Here is a 16,197-nt window from a genome sequence, read left to right as displayed (position 1 = left end):
TAGTGGGCAGGAACGCCTCAGGGACCACCGGCATGCGGCAATATCACCAGCTTCTGGAACGGGTGCTGCGCGAGGGCACGCGCCGGGACGACCGCACCGGCACCGGCACGCTGTCGGTGTTCGGCCACCAGATGCGGTTCGACCTCTCCGAGGGGTTTCCGCTCGTCACCACCAAGAAGCTGCACCTGCGCTCCATCATCCACGAATTGCTGTGGTTCCTCGCCGGCGACACCAACATCGCCTATCTCAAGGAAAACGGCGTCTCGATCTGGGACGAATGGGCCGATGCCAACGGCGATCTCGGGCCGGTCTACGGCCATCAATGGCGCTCCTGGCCGGATGGGCAGGGCGGCGTCATCGACCAGATCGCGCAGGTCCTCGCCGATATCCGCCGCAACCCTGATTCGCGCCGGCTGATCGTCTCGGCGTGGAACCCGGCCGACGTGCCGAAAATGGCGCTGCCGCCCTGCCACTGCCTGTTCCAGTTCTACGTGCAGGACGGGCGGCTCTCCTGCCAGCTCTACCAGCGCTCGGCCGACATCTTCCTCGGCGTGCCGTTCAACATCGCTTCCTATGCGCTGCTCACCCACCTCATGGCGCAGGTGACGGGGCTGAAGGTCGGCGATTTCGTCCACACTTTCGGCGACGCGCACATCTATCTCAACCACCTCGAACAGGTGCACGAGCTGCTCTCGCGCGCCCCGCGCGCCCTGCCGCAGTTGAAGCTGAACCCGGAGGTGGGCGACCTCTTCGCCTTCCGCTTCGAGGACATCGCCATCGAGGGCTATGATCCGCACCCGGCGATCAAGGCGCCGGTGGCGGTCTGATGTCCCTCGCCCTCCGCCCCGCCCGGCCGGACGATGCCGCGCTTATTCTCGCCTTCGTGCGCGAGCTCGCCGATTACGAGAAGCTGCTGCACGAGGTGGAAGCGACCGAGCCGGATTTCGCCCGCGACCTGTTCGGGCCGCAGCCACGGGTCTTCTGCGATATCGCCGAATGGGAGGGCGCGCCGGCCGGCTTCGCGCTCTGGTACTACACCTTCTCCACCTTCCGCGGCCGGCACGGCATCTTCCTGGAAGACATCTTCGTGCGTCCCGCCTTTCGCGGACGCGGCATCGCCACGGCGCTGATGCGGGGCCTCGCCCGGCGCTGCCTCGCCGAGGAGCTTGGCCGCTTCGAATGGAACGTGCTGGACTGGAACGCGCCGGCCGTCCGCTTCTACCGCTCGCTCGGCGCCGTGCCGCTCGACGCCTGGACGATGCAGCGCGTGACGGGCGAAGCGCTGGAAAAGCTGGCGGCGGGCTGATTCTTCGCGACAGGCCCTTCGCGCGCGGCCCCTGCCCGCGCAGCCCTGTGCGCATGAAAAAGCCGCCGGCGCGAGGCCGGCGGCAGGTGCGAGCGAAGCCGCTCGGGTTGTCGGTCCAGCGGGGAGCCGCTCAGAGCGGCTCGCCGTCCGGGCCGCCATCGGGCCCATCGTCCATCGGGCCGGGCGGCATGCGATGGTGCATCGGCCCGTCCGCGCCATGGCGGCCGGGGCCGAAGCGATGCGGGCCATGCTTGCCCTCGCCGTGCCGGCCGGCAAACGCCATGCGCGGATGCTCCGCATGCTTGAACAGGATGGCGAAGCGGCGCTGCTGCCCCTCGTCGAGGCTGTCATAGAGCGGGGCCGCGGCGTCGGCGACCTTCTTCATCGTCTCGCCACGCCCGATCATGCCGTCGGCCTGCGCGCGCAGGCGTTCGATCACGTCGGGACGCTCGCCGTCGGGCCGGTCCGCCTGCTCGGCCCGGCGCTCGGCGCGCCGGTCCATCCGCTCCTTGGCCGCCTGCTGCAGGGCGGTCTCCAGCGCCGGCCACAATTTTTCCTGCTCGGCGCTCAGGCGCAGCCCGGCCTTGAGCGCGGCGATGCGCGCGTCGCTCATGGCGCCGGCGAACTCGGCCATCTGCGCCGGGCTGGGACGGGCATGCTCACCCATGCCGGATTTCGGCGCGGCGACGCCGAAAGTGACACCGGCGAGCAGGGCGGCGGCGGTTGCGGCAATGATCGTGCGTTTCATCGGCCTCATCTCCTGTTAAGGTGAGGCCGATGTTGGGTCAGGGACTGACGATGTTCAAATGAAACTTCGGTAATGTACCTCTATTACCTTCCGAAACATAGATGAACGGGCATTCATATTGATGAATATTCATTAACCAGGCGATATCATCTTTTCCGGACGAACGACCGCATCGAATTCCTCATTGGTAACATAGCCCCCGCCGACCGCTTCCTCGCGCAGGGTGGTGCCGTTCTTGTGCGCGGTCTTGGCGATCTTGGCCGCGTTGTCGTAGCCGATCTTCGGCGCCAGCGCGGTGACCAGCATCAGCGAGCGTTCCAGCGCCGCCTTGATGTTGTCCTCGCGCGGGGCGATGCCGACGACGCAATTGTCGGTGAAGCTGATCGCCGCATCGGCCAGCAGGCGCACCGACTGCAGGAAATTATAGGCCATGACGGGATTGTAGACATTCAGTTCGAAATGGCCCTGGCTGCCGGCGAAGCTCAGCGCGGCGTTGTTGCCGAACACCTGCACGCACACCTGGGTCAGCGCCTCGCACTGGGTCGGGTTCACCTTGCCCGGCATGATCGAGGAACCCGGTTCGTTCTCCGGCAGCGACAATTCGCCGAGGCCCGAGCGCGGGCCCGAGCCGAGCAGGCGGATGTCGTTGGCGATCTTGAACAGCGACACCGCCACCGTGTTGATCGCCCCGTGCGCGAACACCATGGCGTCATGGGCGGCCAGCGCCTCGAACTTGTTCGGCGCCGTGGTGAAGGGCAGCCCGGTGATGGCGGCGATCTTCTCCGCGACTTTCTCGGCGAAGCCGATCGGCGCGTTGAGGCCGGTTCCCACGGCGGTGCCGCCCTGCGCCAGTTCCATCAGCCGCGGCAGGCTCTGCTCGATTCGCTCGATGCCGATCGCCACCTGCTGGGTGTAACCGGAAAACTCCTGGCCGAGCGTCAGCGGCGTGGCGTCCTGGGTATGGGTGCGGCCGATCTTGATGATGTGCTGCCACTGCGCGGCCTTCTCGCCCAGCGCGTCGCGCAGCTTGGCGAGGGCGGGCACCAGGCGCTGGACGATCTCCTCGGCGGCGGCGACATGCATCGCCGTCGGGTAGGTGTCGTTGGACGACTGGCTCATATTGACGTGGTCGTTCGGGTGCACCGGCTTCTTGGAACCGAGCGTGCCGCCCAGAATCTCGATGGCGCGGTTCGAGATCACCTCATTGGCGTTCATGTTCGACTGCGTGCCCGAGCCGGTCTGCCAGACGGCGAGCGGGAAATGCGCGTCGAGCTTGCCGTCGATCACCTCCTGTGCCGCCTCGACGATGGCCGCGGCGAGCGTCGCATCGAGATGGCCGAGTTCCCGGTTGGTTTCCGCCGCCGCCCGCTTGACGATGCCCAGCGCGCGCACCACCGGCAGCGGCTGCTTCTCCCAGCCGATCTTGAAATTGCCGAGCGAACGCTGCGCCTGCGCGCCCCAATACTTGTCGTTCTCTACCTCGATGGGCCCGAACGTATCGGTTTCGGTGCGGGTGTTGCTCATCGTCAAAGCCTCTCGGGGACAGGCGTTGCAAGGGGGTGCCCAGGCGGCCGGACACCGGATCGGCGCCGGTTTAGCACGCGACGCGAAGGGGTGAAATGCGGCCTCGGGCGAGCGCCGTGTTGGCACCAGTTCCCGACATCAAGATCACAAATACGTGACAGCCACGGGGACAACTGCCCTTCCGGCCGGTTTTAGCCGGGTTATTTTACCGCTAATCGCAGAGAAGCGCTCCGCCAGCCCGCTACCTGCAACGACCCCGCACCCTCTTCGGGGCGAGAGGCCTTTCATTGCCAAGTTGTGTCAAATTCTTGGAAAGGACTAATTATTGTCGATATTATGAGAGCACTAATGAAGCCCGCGCGCAGGACTCTGCGACCCCCATCAACGGAGCCCCGGCGCCCATGGGCGACATCCTGAATCTCAACCGCCACCGCAAGCGGATCGCGCGATCCCAGGCGGAACAAACAGCCGCGGTCCGGCGTTCTGAATTCGGCCGGACAAAGGTTCAGCGTGAGTTGGAAGCGGCCAGGCAACGGAAGCAGGACGACATGCTCGAAGGGCACAGGCGTATACGAGAGGACGACACATGAAGAGCCCCGTGGTGAAGCGATCGATCGTGATTGCAGGGCACAAGACGAGCGTCAGTCTGGAAGACCAGTTCTGGGACGCTCTCAAGGAGATCGCGGCCAACCGGCGCAGCACTCTGTCGGAAATAGTTGCCTCGATCGATTCGGGACGCAATCAGGGCAACCTGTCTTCTGCGATCCGTCTTTATGTCCTGGCGCATTACCGCAGCCCCTCTGCGGCCCGCGAACCGGCTGAAATGTCGGAACGCAACGGATCCATGCGCTCTACCGTTGCGTAAACCCGTCGCAGACCCCATATCGTGAGGTGGCGGCGCGTTGTAACCTGATGCCTCGTCACCTATAAACGCCTCGTCGCGCTGATCGAAGGCGAGGCGCGGGTTTTTGTTGCACGGTGGCGTCTGCCGGTTCTGCGCTTGCGAGCCCGGACAATGCCGGGCGCGCAAACGGAGTTGGCGCGGAATGTCATGGAAGAACCAGAGCGGCGGGCCATGGGGCGGTGGTCCGCGCGGCCCCTGGGGCACTGGTCCGCAATCGTCGGGTCCGAACTCTCCCGATCTTGAAGATCTCATCCGCCGCGGCCAGGAAAAGCTGCGCACGGCCATTCCCGGCGGCTTCGGCAGCGGCAAGGGCATCGTGATCGTGGTCGTTCTGGCCCTGGTCGCCTGGATGCTCTCCGGTTTCTACCGCGTCGAGCCCGACGAGCAGGGCGTGGTGCTGCGCTTCGGAAAATTCGTCGGGACCACCAATCCCGGCCTCAACTACCACCTGCCCTACCCGATCGAGACCGTGCTGACCCCCCAGGTCACCCGCGTCAACCGCATCGATATCGGCCTGCGCACCGGCGAGGACCCGCGCCGCGGTGCGGCCGCGCGCGACGTGGCGGAAGAAAGCCAGATGCTGACCGGCGACGAGAACATCGTCGACGTCGACTTCGCCGTGTTCTGGATGGTGAAGCCCGCGGCCTCCGGTTCGCTGGAAGATGTCGGCGCCGCCGACTTCCTGTTCAACGTGCAGAACCCGCAGGGCACCATCAAGGCGGTGGCCGAGAGCGCCATGCGCGAGGTGGTCGGGCGCACCGACATCCAGCCGATCCTCACCGGCGCCCGGCAGAACATCGAGACGGCGGTGCAGGAACTCATGCAGCGCACGCTCGACACCTACAAGGCCGGCGTTCTCGTGACCCAGGTCCAGTTGCAGAAGGTCGACCCGCCCTCGCAGGTGATCGACGCCTTCCGCGACGTCCAGGCCGCGCGTGCCGACGCCGAGCGTCTGCAGAACGAGGCCCAGGCCTATGCCAACCGCGTGGTGCCGGAAGCCCGAGGCGACGCCGCGCGCATCACCCAGGGCGCCGAAGGTTACAAGGAGCGGGCCATCATCGAAGCCCGCGGCCAGGCGGCGCGCTTCCTGAGCGTTCTGGGCGAGTACCAGAAGGCGCCCGAAGTCACGCGCCAGCGCCTCTATCTCGAAACAATGGAACGCGTGTTCGGCGGAATGGACAAGGTGATCATCGATCCTGCGGCGGGCGGCTCCTCTGGAGTCGTGCCCTATCTGCCGCTCGCCCCGCTCACCGGCAGCGGCACCGCTGCGGCCGCCGGCCAGGGAGCCGCGAAATGAGAAACAGTGTCGGTCTCATTCTCGCGATCCTCGTCGCCGCCGTCCTGATCGTGCTCTATTCGTCCCTGTTCAGCGTCTACCAGACCCAGCAGGCGCTCGTGCTGCGGCTGGGCGAGCCCATCCGCGTCATCGAGGATCCGGGCCTGCACGCCAAGATTCCGCTGGTCGACAGCGTGATCCTCATCGACAACCGCATCCTGGATCTCGAAAACCCGTCCCAGGAAGTGATCGCCTCCGACCAGAAGCGCCTCGTGGTGGACGCCTTCGCGCGCTACCGCATCGTCAATCCGCTGCGCTTCTACCAGTCGGTGGGCACCATTGAGGGCGCCAATTCGCGTCTCGCCACGGTGCTCAACTCGTCGCTGCGACGGGTGCTGGGCGAATCCACCTTCATCGACGTGGTGCGCGACCAGCGCGAGAACCTGATGGCGCGTATCCGCGATCAGGTGAACCGCGAGGCGGCCGGCTTCGGCATCAACATCATCGATGTGCGCATCCGCCGCGCCGACCTGCCGGAAGCCAACAGCCAGGCGGTGTTCCAGCGCATGCAGACCGAGCGTCAGCGCGAGGCGGCCGAAATCCGCGCCCAGGGCGGCGAGGCCGCGCAGACCATCCGCTCCCGCGCCGACCGCGATTCGACGATCATCGTCGCCGAGGCCAATGCCACCGCCGACAAGCTGCGTGGTGAGGGCGAGGCGCTGCGCAACGATATCTTCGCGCAGGCCTACAACCAGGACCGGGGCTTCTTCGACTTCTACCGGTCGATGCAGGCCTATGAAGCCTCGCTGAAGGGCTCGGACACGCGGATGCTGCTGGCGCCGGATTCGGAATTCTTCCGTTTCTTCGGCAATCCGGCCGCCCGCCCGGAGGGAGCGCTGGCTTCCCCCGCCGCACCGGCCGCCGCAGCCCCGGCACAGCCGGCCGCGCCGGCCACCCCCGCCAACTGACGCGGCGCGACGATGTATGATCTCATCGTCGCGCTCGGCCTCGTGCTGGTGATCGAGGGGCTGGTGCTTGCGGCCGCACCGGGTGCGGTGCGCCGCTCTGCCGAGGCGATCGGGCACCTGCCCGATTCGCCGCTGCGGGTCGCCGGCATTGTCGGCGCCGTCATCGGCGTCGCCATCGTCTGGCTGATCCGGGGATAAGCCGGCAGGGGCGTCATGCCCCTGCGTCCTCGCGCTCTTTTGGCTTGCATCGCTTCTAGCGGCGGGTAGCGTTTGGCTTGGCGCACGGCTTCCGGCCGTGCCGCCCGGTTCGGCGCGGCGGCGCCAAGGAGGCTTCATGAACCACTGCCTTGAGCGTCTCGTCATCGGTCGGCCCGGCCCGTCTGCCCCCATGCAACCGCTGGCGTTCGGCCGCCTCGCCCGGCGTCTCGCCGCCGCCACGCTCATCGCCGCTTCGCTGGCCGCCAGCCTCGTCGCCGCCCCGCAGCCGGCGGGTGCCGCCGCGGTCAAGGGTCCCGACACGGTCGCCGACACCGCCGCTCTCATCATGGACGCGGTGGTCAACATCTCCACCTCGCAGACCGTCGCCCCCTCGCGCAGCGTGCCGACGCCGGAACTGCCGCCCGGCTCGCCCTTCGAGGAATTCTTCGAGGAGTTCTTCAAGCGCCGCCAGCAGCAGGGCGAGGATCAGGCCCCGCGCCGCGTCTCCTCGCTCGGCTCGGGCTTCGTCATCGACGAGGCCGGCTTCATCGTCACCAACAATCACGTCATCGCCGACGCCGACGAGGTGTTCGCCAATTTCGCCGACGGCACGAAGCTGAAGGCGGAAATCGTCGGCCGCGACACCAAGATCGACCTCGCTTTGCTCAAGGTGACGCCCGACCCCGACAAGCCGCTCAAGGCGGTGAAGTTCGGCAATTCCGACATATTGCGCGTCGGCGACTGGGTGATGGCGATCGGCAACCCGTTCGGCCTCGGCGGCACGCTCACCGTGGGCGTCATCTCCGCCCGCAACCGCGACATCAATTCCGGCCCCTACGACAATTTCCTGCAGACCGACGCCGCCATCAACCGCGGCAATTCCGGCGGCCCGCTGTTCAACATGGACGGCGAGGTGATCGGCATCAACACCGCCATCATCTCGCCCTCCGGCGGCTCCATCGGCATCGGCTTCGCCGTGCCCTCCAACACCGCCATCCCGATCGTCGCCCAGCTCAAGGAGTTCGGCGAGACCCGGCGCGGCTGGATCGGCGTGCGCATCCAGCAGGTCACCCCGGAAATCGCCGAAAGCCTGTCGCTGGACAGCGCGCGCGGGGCGCTGGTCGGCTCGGTGAACGAGGACGGGCCGGCCGCCAAGGGCGGCCTCAAGGCGGGCGATGTCGTCGTCAGCTTCGACGGCAAGGAAGTGAAGGACATGCGGGCGCTGCCGATCATCGTCGCCGACACGCCGGTCGACAAGGAAGTCTCCGTCGTCGTCATCCGCAAGGGCGAGGAGCAGACGCTCACGCTGGTGGTCGGCCGGCTCGACGAGGGCACCCCCTCGCCCAGCGCCGCCGAGACCCCCGAGCCGAAGCCGGACGCCCCGCCGCCGGTGGAAACCAGCAAGCTGCTGGGCATCGAGATGGCGGAGATGACGCCCGAGCTGCGCACCCGCTTCAAGATCAAGGACGAGCTCAAGGGCGTGGTGGTGATGGCGGTCGACGCTGGCTCGGTCGCCGCCGAGCGCGGTATCGCGCCGGGCAACCTCATCGTCGAGATCAACCAGGAGGTCACGCTGACCCCGGGGGATGTCGAGGAGCGCGTCGCCGCGCTGAAGACGGAAGGCCGCCGCTCGGCGCTGCTGATGGTGGCGGACCCCGAGGGCGAGGTCCGCTTCACCGCGCTGCCGATCGAGTGATCGGGCCGGGCCCGGCCTCGTCTGTTGCGGATACGCCCCGGGGCGCGTGCTCCGGGGTCGTCATTTCCGGGAAATGTCGCGAGGAGCGGGCGAGGAGCGGGGCGGCGATCAGGGCCGCGGCGGCGGCAAGGGCGGCGGCCCGCCCGGCGGCAGAGCGGCCTCGGCCTGCGAGGTCTTGCTCTCGGTGAGCTGCACGGTCCAGCTCTTCTGTTCGTGGGTGTCGACCTCGAAGAAGCCGGTGCGGTCGAAGCCGCGCGCCAGGCAGTCCTGGATGCCGCGAATGGTGAATTCCTTCTCGCGCGTGCACATGAAGGCCTTTCCGGCCCACTCGCCGCCGAGATCGTAGTCGATGGCGTAGACATAGTAGAAGCGCGCGACCAGGTCGCCGCGCAGCAGCGTCTCGCAGCTATTGGCGGCGATGTTCCACCAGCCCTCGGTGGACCAGGCATTGCCGTCCTTGTAGCCGAGCGCGATGCCCACCCGGCTGCTGGAACGGTTGCACAGGCGGAAATCCGCCGCCGCCGGCTGCGGCATCAGCGCGGCCAGCACCGGCACCGCCAGCACCGCCGCCAGCAGCACGCGCGTCACCGCGCCGCCCCGGCGCGCCGCGTCACCAGCGGCCGCGCCTTGGCGATAAGTGTCACTCGTCGACGAGAACGGCTCGGAAATCATTGACGTTCGTGCAGGTCGGCCCCGGCGTGAGAAGGTCCCCGAGGGGCTCGAAGAAGCTGGTCGAATCGTTATTGGCGAGAAAGGCGGCAGGATCGAGACCCGCCGCCCGCGCCCGCGCCAGCGTGTCCGGCATCACATAGGCGCCGGCCGGGTCGGAGGCGTCGCCGCCGCCGCCATCGGTGCCGTCGGTGTCGCCGGCCACCGCATAGATGCCCGGCGCCCCGTCGAGCGCCACCGCGAGCGCCAGCGCGTATTCCTGGTTCGGGCCGCCCCGGCCCTGGCCGCGCATGGTAACGGTGAGTTCCCCGCCCGAGAGCAGCACCGCCCTGCGGCCCGCCGCCTTCAGCTCCTTAGCCGTCGCCGCCTGCGCGTCCGCCACCTCGCGCGCCTCGCCCTCCAGATTGTCGCCGAGCAGGATCGGCTCGATGCCGGCCTCGCGGGCGATCTTTTCCGCCGCGACGAAGGAATCCGCCGGCCGCGAGATCAGGATGTACTGCGAGCCGGCGAAAGCGGCGTCGCCGGGCTTGGGCGATTCGTTGGCGGGATCGCGCAGCGCCACCGCGACCGAGGGCGGCGGGTCGATGCGGTAGCGCGCGAGCACGTCGCGGGCTTCGGCGAGTGTGGTCGGGTCGGGCACGGTCGGGCCGGAACCGATCACCGCCGGGTCGTCGCCCGGCACGTCGGAAACCGACAGCGTGACCAGCCGGGCCGGCTGGGCCAGCGCCGCGAGCCGCCCCCCCTTGATGCCCGAGAGGTGCTTGCGCACCGTGTTGATCTCGGTGATGTTGGCGCCGGAGCGCAGCAGGGCGCGGGTCAGCGCCCGCTTGTCGTCGAGTTCGACGCCTTCGGCCGGGGCGATCCAGTTGGCCGAGGCGCCGCCCGAGAGCAGCACCAGCACGAGGTCGTCGGCGGTGGCCGAGGCGGCGAGGTCGATCGCCTTCTGCGCCCCGGCGAGGCCCGCCGCGTCCGGCACCGGGTGGCCGGCCTCGACCATCTCTAGCTGGCGGGTGGGGCGGCCATAGCCGTGGCGGGCGACGCCGATGCCTACCAGCCGGGCCGGATCGACGCCCATCTCGTCGAGATAATGCCGCTCGGCGACTTCCAGCATCGAGCCGGCGGCCTTGCCGGCCGCCAGCAGGATCAGGCGGCCATGGGCGGGGGGTGGTGGCAGCGCCGGCGGCAGGCAGGTCGAGGGGTGGGCGGCCGCGACAGCGGCGGTGAACAGGCGATCGAGAAAGCTACGCGCCGAAACGTCAGTCATCACACCCTACCCTGCCCCCGAAGGGCCCTCCTGCCGGTCCAGTGGCCAGCCTTTGCTTATTGCGCGCGGGGGCACGCGAATCCCGCCCCGCGCGACGCGAAACGGGCGTATTCCTATGGCACGGCAGGCGTCACGTCGATATCCTGTTGAACACTTCGCCGCAGCTCACGGGCAATAATGCGCCGCCTCACGACAGATGGCTCCACCGCGACCGACAGCGCCGCCGACACCTGCGCGCCGTTCCCCGCCTTCGAGCGGATTCCCGGCGCGCGGACCTGTGGGCTTATCCTGCTGTGCGACCACGCCGCCAACGCCCTGCCGCCGGGATATGGCTCGCTCGGCCTGCCCAAGGCCGAGCTGGAGCGGCATATCGGCTACGATATCGGCGCCGCCGGCGTCACCCGCATGCTGGCGCACCGGCTGGGCTGCCCGGCCGTGCTCACGCGCTATTCGCGCCTGTTGATCGACCCCAACCGCGGCGAGGACGACCCCACTCTGGTGATGCGTCTGTCCGACGGCGCGGTGGTCCCCGGCAACCGCCATGTCGACGAGGCGGAGATCGAGCGCCGGCTGGCGCGCTTCCATCGCCCCTACCACGACGCCATCGACGACGAGATCGAGGCCGCGCTGGCGCAGGGCGTGGTGCCGGTGCTGCTGTCGCTGCACAGTTTCACGCCGGTGTGGCGCGGCCTCGCCCAGCCCTGGCACGCCGCCGTGCTGTGGGACAGCGACCCGCGCTTCACCCGCGAACTGATCGACGCGCTGGAGGCGCCCGGTGACCTCATCGTCGGCGACAACGAGCCCTATGACGGCGCGCTGCGCGGCGACTGCCTCTATCGCCACGCCACGTTGCGCGGCCTTGCCAACACACTGCTGGAAATCCGCCAGGACCTGATCGCCGAGGTTGAGGGCCAGCGCGCCTGGGCCGACCGGCTCGCCGGCCTGTTGCCGGAGATCCTCGCCCGGCCGGAACTGCACGAAATGCGTGCCTATGGCTCGCGCACCGGCCCGATACCCCCCATCTGAGCGGAACACCCCTACCGGGAGGCTCCGATGAGCGAACTCGACGACACCACCCGCACCGAGCTGGAGGCCGCCGCCTTCCGCCGCCTCGTCGCGCATCTGCGCGCCCGCACCGACGTGCAGAACATCGACCTGATGAACATGGCCGGCTTCTGCCGCAACTGCCTGTCCAACTGGCTGGTCGACGCGGCCAGCGAGCGCGGCGTGCCGCTCACCAAGGACGAAGGCCGCGAGGCGGTCTACGGCATGCCTTACGAGGAATGGAAGGCGCGCCACCAGAGCGAGGCGACGCCGGAGCAGAAAGCTGCCTTTCCCGGCCCCGGCGCGCACTGAGGCGCCGCACCGGCGGCACGTCGCCGGTCGCCGTGGCGCCTTGGCGGCCGGATTGGCGGTGGATAGCGGGGTCAGCCGCCGCGCAAGGGCCGGCGGCGCGCCGCTTCGCCTTGACGGCCCGCCGCGCTTGCGCTCCTCATCGCCGCCCGATTTGCCGTCTAGATGCCGGGCCCCGCCCGCCGCTCCGGAGAAAACATGTCCGATATTCCCAACGACCAGCCCCTGTCCGACGCCGCCGCCGGCTTCGCCAAGGAACAGCTCAAATCCTTCATTGAGCGCATCGAGCGGCTTGAGGAAGAGAAGAAGACCATCGCCGACGACATCAAGGACGTGTTCGCCGAGGCCAAGGGCACCGGCTTCGACACCAAGGCGCTGCGCGAGATCCTCAAGATCCGCAAGCAGGACGCCGACCAGCGGGCAGAGCATGAGGCGATCGTCGACCTCTACATGCAGGCGCTGGGCATGCTCGCCAGCGACTGACGCGGCCGCCGCCTCGGTGCGGCCCGACAACCGAATCAGAGCGACCGGGCGGCCTCAGGGCCGCCCGCGCCGTTTCCAGCCTATGTCAGCGAAGGTCAGAGCGGCTTCTTGAGCGGGGCGGGGCCGGTCATCATCGCCACCACCGGCACCGCCACCACCGCCTCGCCGGAGAACTGCGTGGTCGACAGGCCGCCCGCGCCCTCGCGGCGGAACCGCGCGGCGACGATGCGGCGCGGCGGCAGCACGAAGGCGGCGAAGCGGCGCAGCTCCGGCAGGTGCATCGAAACGTTCCGGGCGACGCTGGGGCCGGCGAACAGGCGGCGGATCTGCGCCACCATGTCCGGCGAATAGGGCTGCGGCTTGCGGGCCTGCGCGGCCTGCGACGGTGCAGGGCGCGAAGCGCGGGCGGGCGCCGCCTCCGGCTCCGGCGCACGGCCGGGCTGCAGGCGCGGGGCGGAGAACAGGCTGCCGGCGGCGTCGGCATAGGCGAGCGCGGGGCCCGCGCCGCCGGTGCCGCGCACGATCACCTCCGGCAGCCCGCCGCTCTCGCCGGCGCGCACCGGCGCCACCGAGAGCGCGGTGGCGATCTGCCGGTCGGTGGCCGCCTCGGGCGTGCCGGGCAGCGGAATGGCGGCGGCCAGCGCGGCGAGGTCGCCCTTGTCGCTCGCCGATGCGCCGGGCGCGGCGGGACGCGGCACCGGTGCCGCAGCGGCGACGGCGACGGCCGTGCGCGGTAGCGGATTGGGCTGCGGCAGCGGCACCGGCCCGATCGAGGCGACCTCGAACGGTGCCACTTCCTCGATCGCTCCGGCGGGCGTGGCGGGCCCCGCCGGCAGCGCCGGGCGCGGCATCGGCGAGGGAACCGGCCCGGCCAGCGCGAGCTGGGTCGTGGCCGAGGGTGTCGCGGCGGCGGGCGGCGCAGCGGCGACGGCCGGCGTGGCCTCCTCCTCGTCGTCGCCATCCTTGCCGAACAGGCTGGCGAAGATGTTCTTGGCCGGCGCGCCGGCCGTGCCGCCATTCGCACCGCCCTTGCGCTTGGGATCATTGCCGCCGGAAAGCCCGGCGAAGGCGGCGCCGGCGCCGCCCGGCTCCTTGCCACGTGCTTCCACCTCGGCCAGCGCCAGCGCATAGCCCGGCATCGGCTTGCCGTCGGCCGGCACGTGGACGGTCTTGCCGTTGGGGAACACGCGGGCCAGTTCCGGCCGGCTCATGCGCGGCCAGTGGCGGATGCCGCCGGTGTCGAGATGCACGAAAGGCGAGCCGGAGGTCGGGTAGAAGCCGACGCCGCCGCGCTGCAGCCGCAGGCCCGCCTCGCGAATCTTCGCCAGCGGCACGCCGGGAATGTAGAAATCCATCGCCCGCCCCTGCATGTGCAGGCTGGTCTGGGCGACGCCGCGCGAGCGCGAGCGCAGCATGGCGTTGGTCGCCGGCGAGCGATAGCCGCCGATCACCTGGATCGGCTGGGTGGCGTCGACCTCGCGATAGACTTCCCAGACGATATCGAACAGCCGGGGGTCCATCTTGGTCGATTCCTTGCGCCGCCAGTCCTGCATCAGGACATCGAGCTGCTTCAGCGCCGCCGGGTCGTAGCGGCCATTGCGCTTGAAGGTGATCGTGGCGGTGGCGCCGGAATGGACATGGTGGAAGGTGAGCGTGCGGGTGTCGCCATTCGCCACCGCGTCCTGCAGCAGGTCGGCGCCGCACAGCGTGGCGACCGCGGCGATGGCGGCGGCCCTGGCGAGCCTGGACGAGCGAAGAGCGGCTGTGATTCGCAACGGCTTGAACCCGATACTCAACGTTTCCTGAGACGATACGGGCAGGAGCGCCCGGACCGCGCATGGTGAACATAGTCTTCTCGGGTTTGGTTAAGAGGCCGTTACGACCTCACCCCCACGCCTATTGGGTCTCTGGCTAGAAAACGACTGTGGCAAAAGAGTGCCGCGCGGTCACATTCGCGAGGGATTACCTCCGTCGGGCAATTTTTCTGCTCGACCGTGCCCTCAATGCCACGCTTGGCTGGTGCGGGGCTGCCATCGGGGCGAGCCGTGCCCGCCAGCGGCCTCAGCGCCGCACCGCCTCCGTGCGGCGGTCGGCGAACTGGCGCGCGCCGCCGAGGCCGAGATCGGCCTTGGTGGCGGCGTTGATGCCGTAGAGGTCCTCGCGCGTCACCAGCCGCCCGTCATCCCCGACGAAGGTGGTGAAATAGACCAGGTGCACCGGGAATTTCTGTTTCAGCGGCAGCGATTTCTCCCGGCCGCCAAGCAGGCGCGACAGCCGCTGCTGGCTCCAGCCCTCCTTCGGCAGGCCGAGCGAGAACAGCACCTCGGCGAACTCCAACGGCTCGTGCACCCGCACGCAGCCATGGCTGAAGGCGCGCCGGTCGCGGGCGAACAGCGCCCGGCTCGGCGTGTCGTGCAGATAGACCGCGTGCTTGTTGGGGAACATGAACTTCATGCGGCCCAGCGCGTTGCGCTCGCCCGGCTCCTGGCGGAAGGCATAGCCCTGGGTGCCGCGGCGCCAGTCCACCATGCCGGGGTCGATGACGCGGCCATTGCGCACCACGTCGATCCCCTGCCGCTGCAGCGCATAGGGGTCGGCCCGCAGCTTGGGCAGCATCTCGTTGCGGATGATGCTCGGCGGCACGTGCCAGGACGGGTTGAACACCACGTACTGCAGGGTCTCGCTCATGATCGGCGTCTGCGTCTCCGGCTTGCCGACCACCACCCGGGTCTCGTGCACGGGGCGCTCGTCCACCACCACGCGCACGGTGAATTCGGGAATGTTCACCATCACATAGGCCGGCGCCACGGCATGCGGCAGCCAGCGCCAGCGTTCCATGTTGGCGATGATGTCGGCCACCGGGTCGGCGCCGATATCGTTCAGCGCCGCCAGCGTGCCGCGCCCAACAATGCCGTCGGTCGACAGGCCGGAAAGGCGCTGGAACGTGCGCACCGCCGCCACCAGCTGCGAATCATAGGTGTCGTCGGCAATCCCCGCATTGTCGCCGGGCGCGACGTCAAGGCGCGCGCGCAGCAGCGGCACGCGCGGGTCGCTCTCGCCCGGCCGCAGCGACGGCCCCGGGGGAATCGGCACATGCGCCACCGCCGGCGCCTTGGTCGCCAGCTCGGCCAGGCGCTGCTTCAGCCGCCGGTACTGCTCGTATTGCGGGGCGAAGCCGGCGAAGGCCGCGCGCGCATCCGGCGCGTCCGTCACCGCCGCCAGCACGCCCGCCGGGTCGGGCACGGTCGGGGTCGGGTCGACATCCCGGGAAATGCTCTTGGGGTCGAACCGCCCGCTCTGCACATGGCGGGCATAGGTGAGCGTCGTGGCGGCGAGCCGCATCTCGGTCTCCGCCAGCAGCGCCGTTCCCGCGCCGTCGGGCAGCGGCGGCACCGCGTAGTCGGCCGGGTCGAGCCCCTCTTTCGCGGCCGAGTCGAAGGTGTCGCGCGCGGCCTGGCCGAGCGGCGAGAGCCGGTCGCCGGCGATGAAGGCGGGCTGGAAGGCGCGGGCGGCGTAGAAGGCGGCCAGCGCCTGCTGGTCGGCCGGGCGGGATGCGAAGCGCGCCAGCTCGCCGCTGACGATCTCGGTCAGGCGCGCCGGCAGTTGCTGCTCGGCGACCTGCGGAGACGGCGACGCCACGCCCGGGGTCGCGCTCGCCGACGCGGCCGGCGTCGCGGTGGAGGCGGTGGCCGCGCCCGGTGTGGCGGCGCCGGTGCCGGGCGCGCCATCGCCGACCGTCGGCGCCGCCGCCCCACTGGCGAAGGGTTCGGCGGCCGGGGGCGTGGTGCCCAGGCGGGCGGCATCGCCG

17 protein-coding genes are annotated in these 16,197 nt (G+C 69.4%); 11 read left to right on the top strand and 6 right to left on the bottom strand.

What is annotated here, in order from left to right; translation table 11 throughout:
- Nucleotides 1-32 precede the first annotated feature (32 nt).
- Nucleotides 33-827: a thymidylate synthase gene (locus KHC23_RS16610; protein ID WP_213373854.1), complete on the top strand. Its 795-nt coding sequence runs from the start codon at nt 33-35 to the stop codon at nt 825-827.
- Nucleotides 827-1,306, top strand: coding sequence for a GNAT family N-acetyltransferase (locus KHC23_RS16605; protein ID WP_213373852.1), 480 nt, complete (start codon nt 827-829; stop codon nt 1,304-1,306). Before KHC23_RS16610 ends, KHC23_RS16605 begins: the two co-directional genes overlap by 1 nt.
- 130 nt (nt 1,307-1,436) lie before the next feature.
- Here KHC23_RS16605 and KHC23_RS16600 read toward each other — a convergent pair whose 3' ends face one another.
- Both KHC23_RS16600 and fumC read right to left on the bottom strand, forming a co-directional pair.
- Complete coding sequence (locus KHC23_RS16600; RefSeq protein WP_213373850.1) at nt 1,437-2,054, bottom strand: Spy/CpxP family protein refolding chaperone; 618 nt, start codon at nt 2,052-2,054, stop codon at nt 1,437-1,439.
- A 132-nt stretch (nt 2,055-2,186) separates the two neighbouring features.
- Nucleotides 2,187-3,578, bottom strand: a complete 1,392-nt coding sequence (gene fumC / locus KHC23_RS16595; RefSeq protein ID WP_213373848.1) for a class II fumarate hydratase — start codon at nt 3,576-3,578, stop codon at nt 2,187-2,189.
- Between the two features lie 401 nt (nt 3,579-3,979).
- On the opposite strand from fumC, the gene KHC23_RS16590 reads away from it, so the two are divergent.
- From KHC23_RS16590 to KHC23_RS16565, 6 genes are all read left to right on the top strand, one after another.
- Nucleotides 3,980-4,168, top strand: coding sequence for a DUF4169 family protein (locus KHC23_RS16590; protein ID WP_213373846.1), 189 nt, complete (start codon nt 3,980-3,982; stop codon nt 4,166-4,168).
- Nucleotides 4,165-4,443, top strand: a complete 279-nt coding sequence (locus KHC23_RS16585) for a ribbon-helix-helix domain-containing protein (RefSeq protein WP_213373845.1) — start codon at nt 4,165-4,167, stop codon at nt 4,441-4,443. Before KHC23_RS16590 ends, KHC23_RS16585 begins: the two co-directional genes overlap by 4 nt.
- Nucleotides 4,444-4,624: 181 nt before the next feature.
- Entirely contained in the window at nt 4,625-5,779 is a 1,155-nt protein-coding gene (gene hflK, locus KHC23_RS16580; protein ID WP_213373844.1) for an FtsH protease activity modulator HflK, read from the top strand.
- Nucleotides 5,776-6,726: a protease modulator HflC gene (gene hflC, locus KHC23_RS16575; protein WP_213373843.1), complete on the top strand. Its 951-nt coding sequence runs from the start codon at nt 5,776-5,778 to the stop codon at nt 6,724-6,726. Before hflK ends, hflC begins: the two co-directional genes overlap by 4 nt.
- 12 nt (nt 6,727-6,738) lie before the next feature.
- A complete protein-coding gene (locus tag KHC23_RS16570; protein WP_213373842.1) occupies nt 6,739-6,924 on the top strand; it encodes a DUF2065 domain-containing protein in 186 nt (61 codons plus the stop codon).
- Between the two features lie 190 nt (nt 6,925-7,114).
- Nucleotides 7,115-8,620, top strand: a complete 1,506-nt coding sequence (locus KHC23_RS16565) for a Do family serine endopeptidase (RefSeq protein ID WP_213374477.1) — start codon at nt 7,115-7,117, stop codon at nt 8,618-8,620.
- Between the two features lie 108 nt (nt 8,621-8,728).
- On the opposite strand, the gene KHC23_RS16560 is transcribed toward KHC23_RS16565, so the two are convergent.
- Nucleotides 8,729-9,292: a DUF1036 domain-containing protein gene (locus KHC23_RS16560; RefSeq protein ID WP_213373841.1), complete on the bottom strand. Its 564-nt coding sequence runs from the start codon at nt 9,290-9,292 to the stop codon at nt 8,729-8,731.
- The gene (locus tag KHC23_RS16555; protein ID WP_213373840.1) at nt 9,261-10,553 is read right to left on the bottom strand and encodes a glycerate kinase type-2 family protein; all 1,293 of its coding nucleotides are present in this window, start codon (nt 10,551-10,553) and stop codon (nt 9,261-9,263) included. Before KHC23_RS16555 ends, KHC23_RS16560 begins: the two co-directional genes overlap by 32 nt.
- Before the next feature lie 177 nt (nt 10,554-10,730).
- Between KHC23_RS16555 and KHC23_RS16550 the strand changes: the two genes are divergently transcribed.
- From KHC23_RS16550 to KHC23_RS16540, 3 genes are all read left to right on the top strand, one after another.
- A complete protein-coding gene (locus KHC23_RS16550) occupies nt 10,731-11,579 on the top strand; it encodes an N-formylglutamate amidohydrolase (RefSeq protein ID WP_213373838.1) in 849 nt (282 codons plus the stop codon).
- A 27-nt stretch (nt 11,580-11,606) separates the two neighbouring features.
- Nucleotides 11,607-11,909 carry a DUF1244 domain-containing protein gene (locus tag KHC23_RS16545; RefSeq protein WP_213373836.1) on the top strand — a complete coding sequence of 101 codons (303 nt, stop codon included), beginning with the start codon at nt 11,607-11,609 and terminating at the stop codon, nt 11,907-11,909.
- A gap of 195 nt (nt 11,910-12,104) precedes the next feature.
- A complete protein-coding gene (locus KHC23_RS16540) occupies nt 12,105-12,389 on the top strand; it encodes a DUF2312 domain-containing protein (RefSeq protein WP_213373834.1) in 285 nt (94 codons plus the stop codon).
- 95 nt (nt 12,390-12,484) lie between these two features.
- Here KHC23_RS16540 and KHC23_RS16535 read toward each other — a convergent pair whose 3' ends face one another.
- Nucleotides 12,485-14,164: a peptidoglycan L,D-endopeptidase MepK gene (locus KHC23_RS16535; RefSeq protein WP_213373832.1), complete on the bottom strand. Its 1,680-nt coding sequence runs from the start codon at nt 14,162-14,164 to the stop codon at nt 12,485-12,487.
- Nucleotides 14,165-14,450: 286 nt separating this feature from the next.
- The coding region (locus KHC23_RS16530; RefSeq protein WP_246544693.1) for a L,D-transpeptidase family protein at nt 14,451-16,197 on the bottom strand (1,747 nt) is incomplete at its 5' end.

It is taken from the genome of Ancylobacter dichloromethanicus (genome assembly GCF_018390645.1).
GTDB lineage: Bacteria > Pseudomonadota > Alphaproteobacteria > Rhizobiales > Xanthobacteraceae > Ancylobacter > Ancylobacter dichloromethanicus.
The sequence above is the reverse complement of the archived record's forward strand: the minus strand, read 5'-3'. Positions and strand labels throughout refer to the sequence as shown.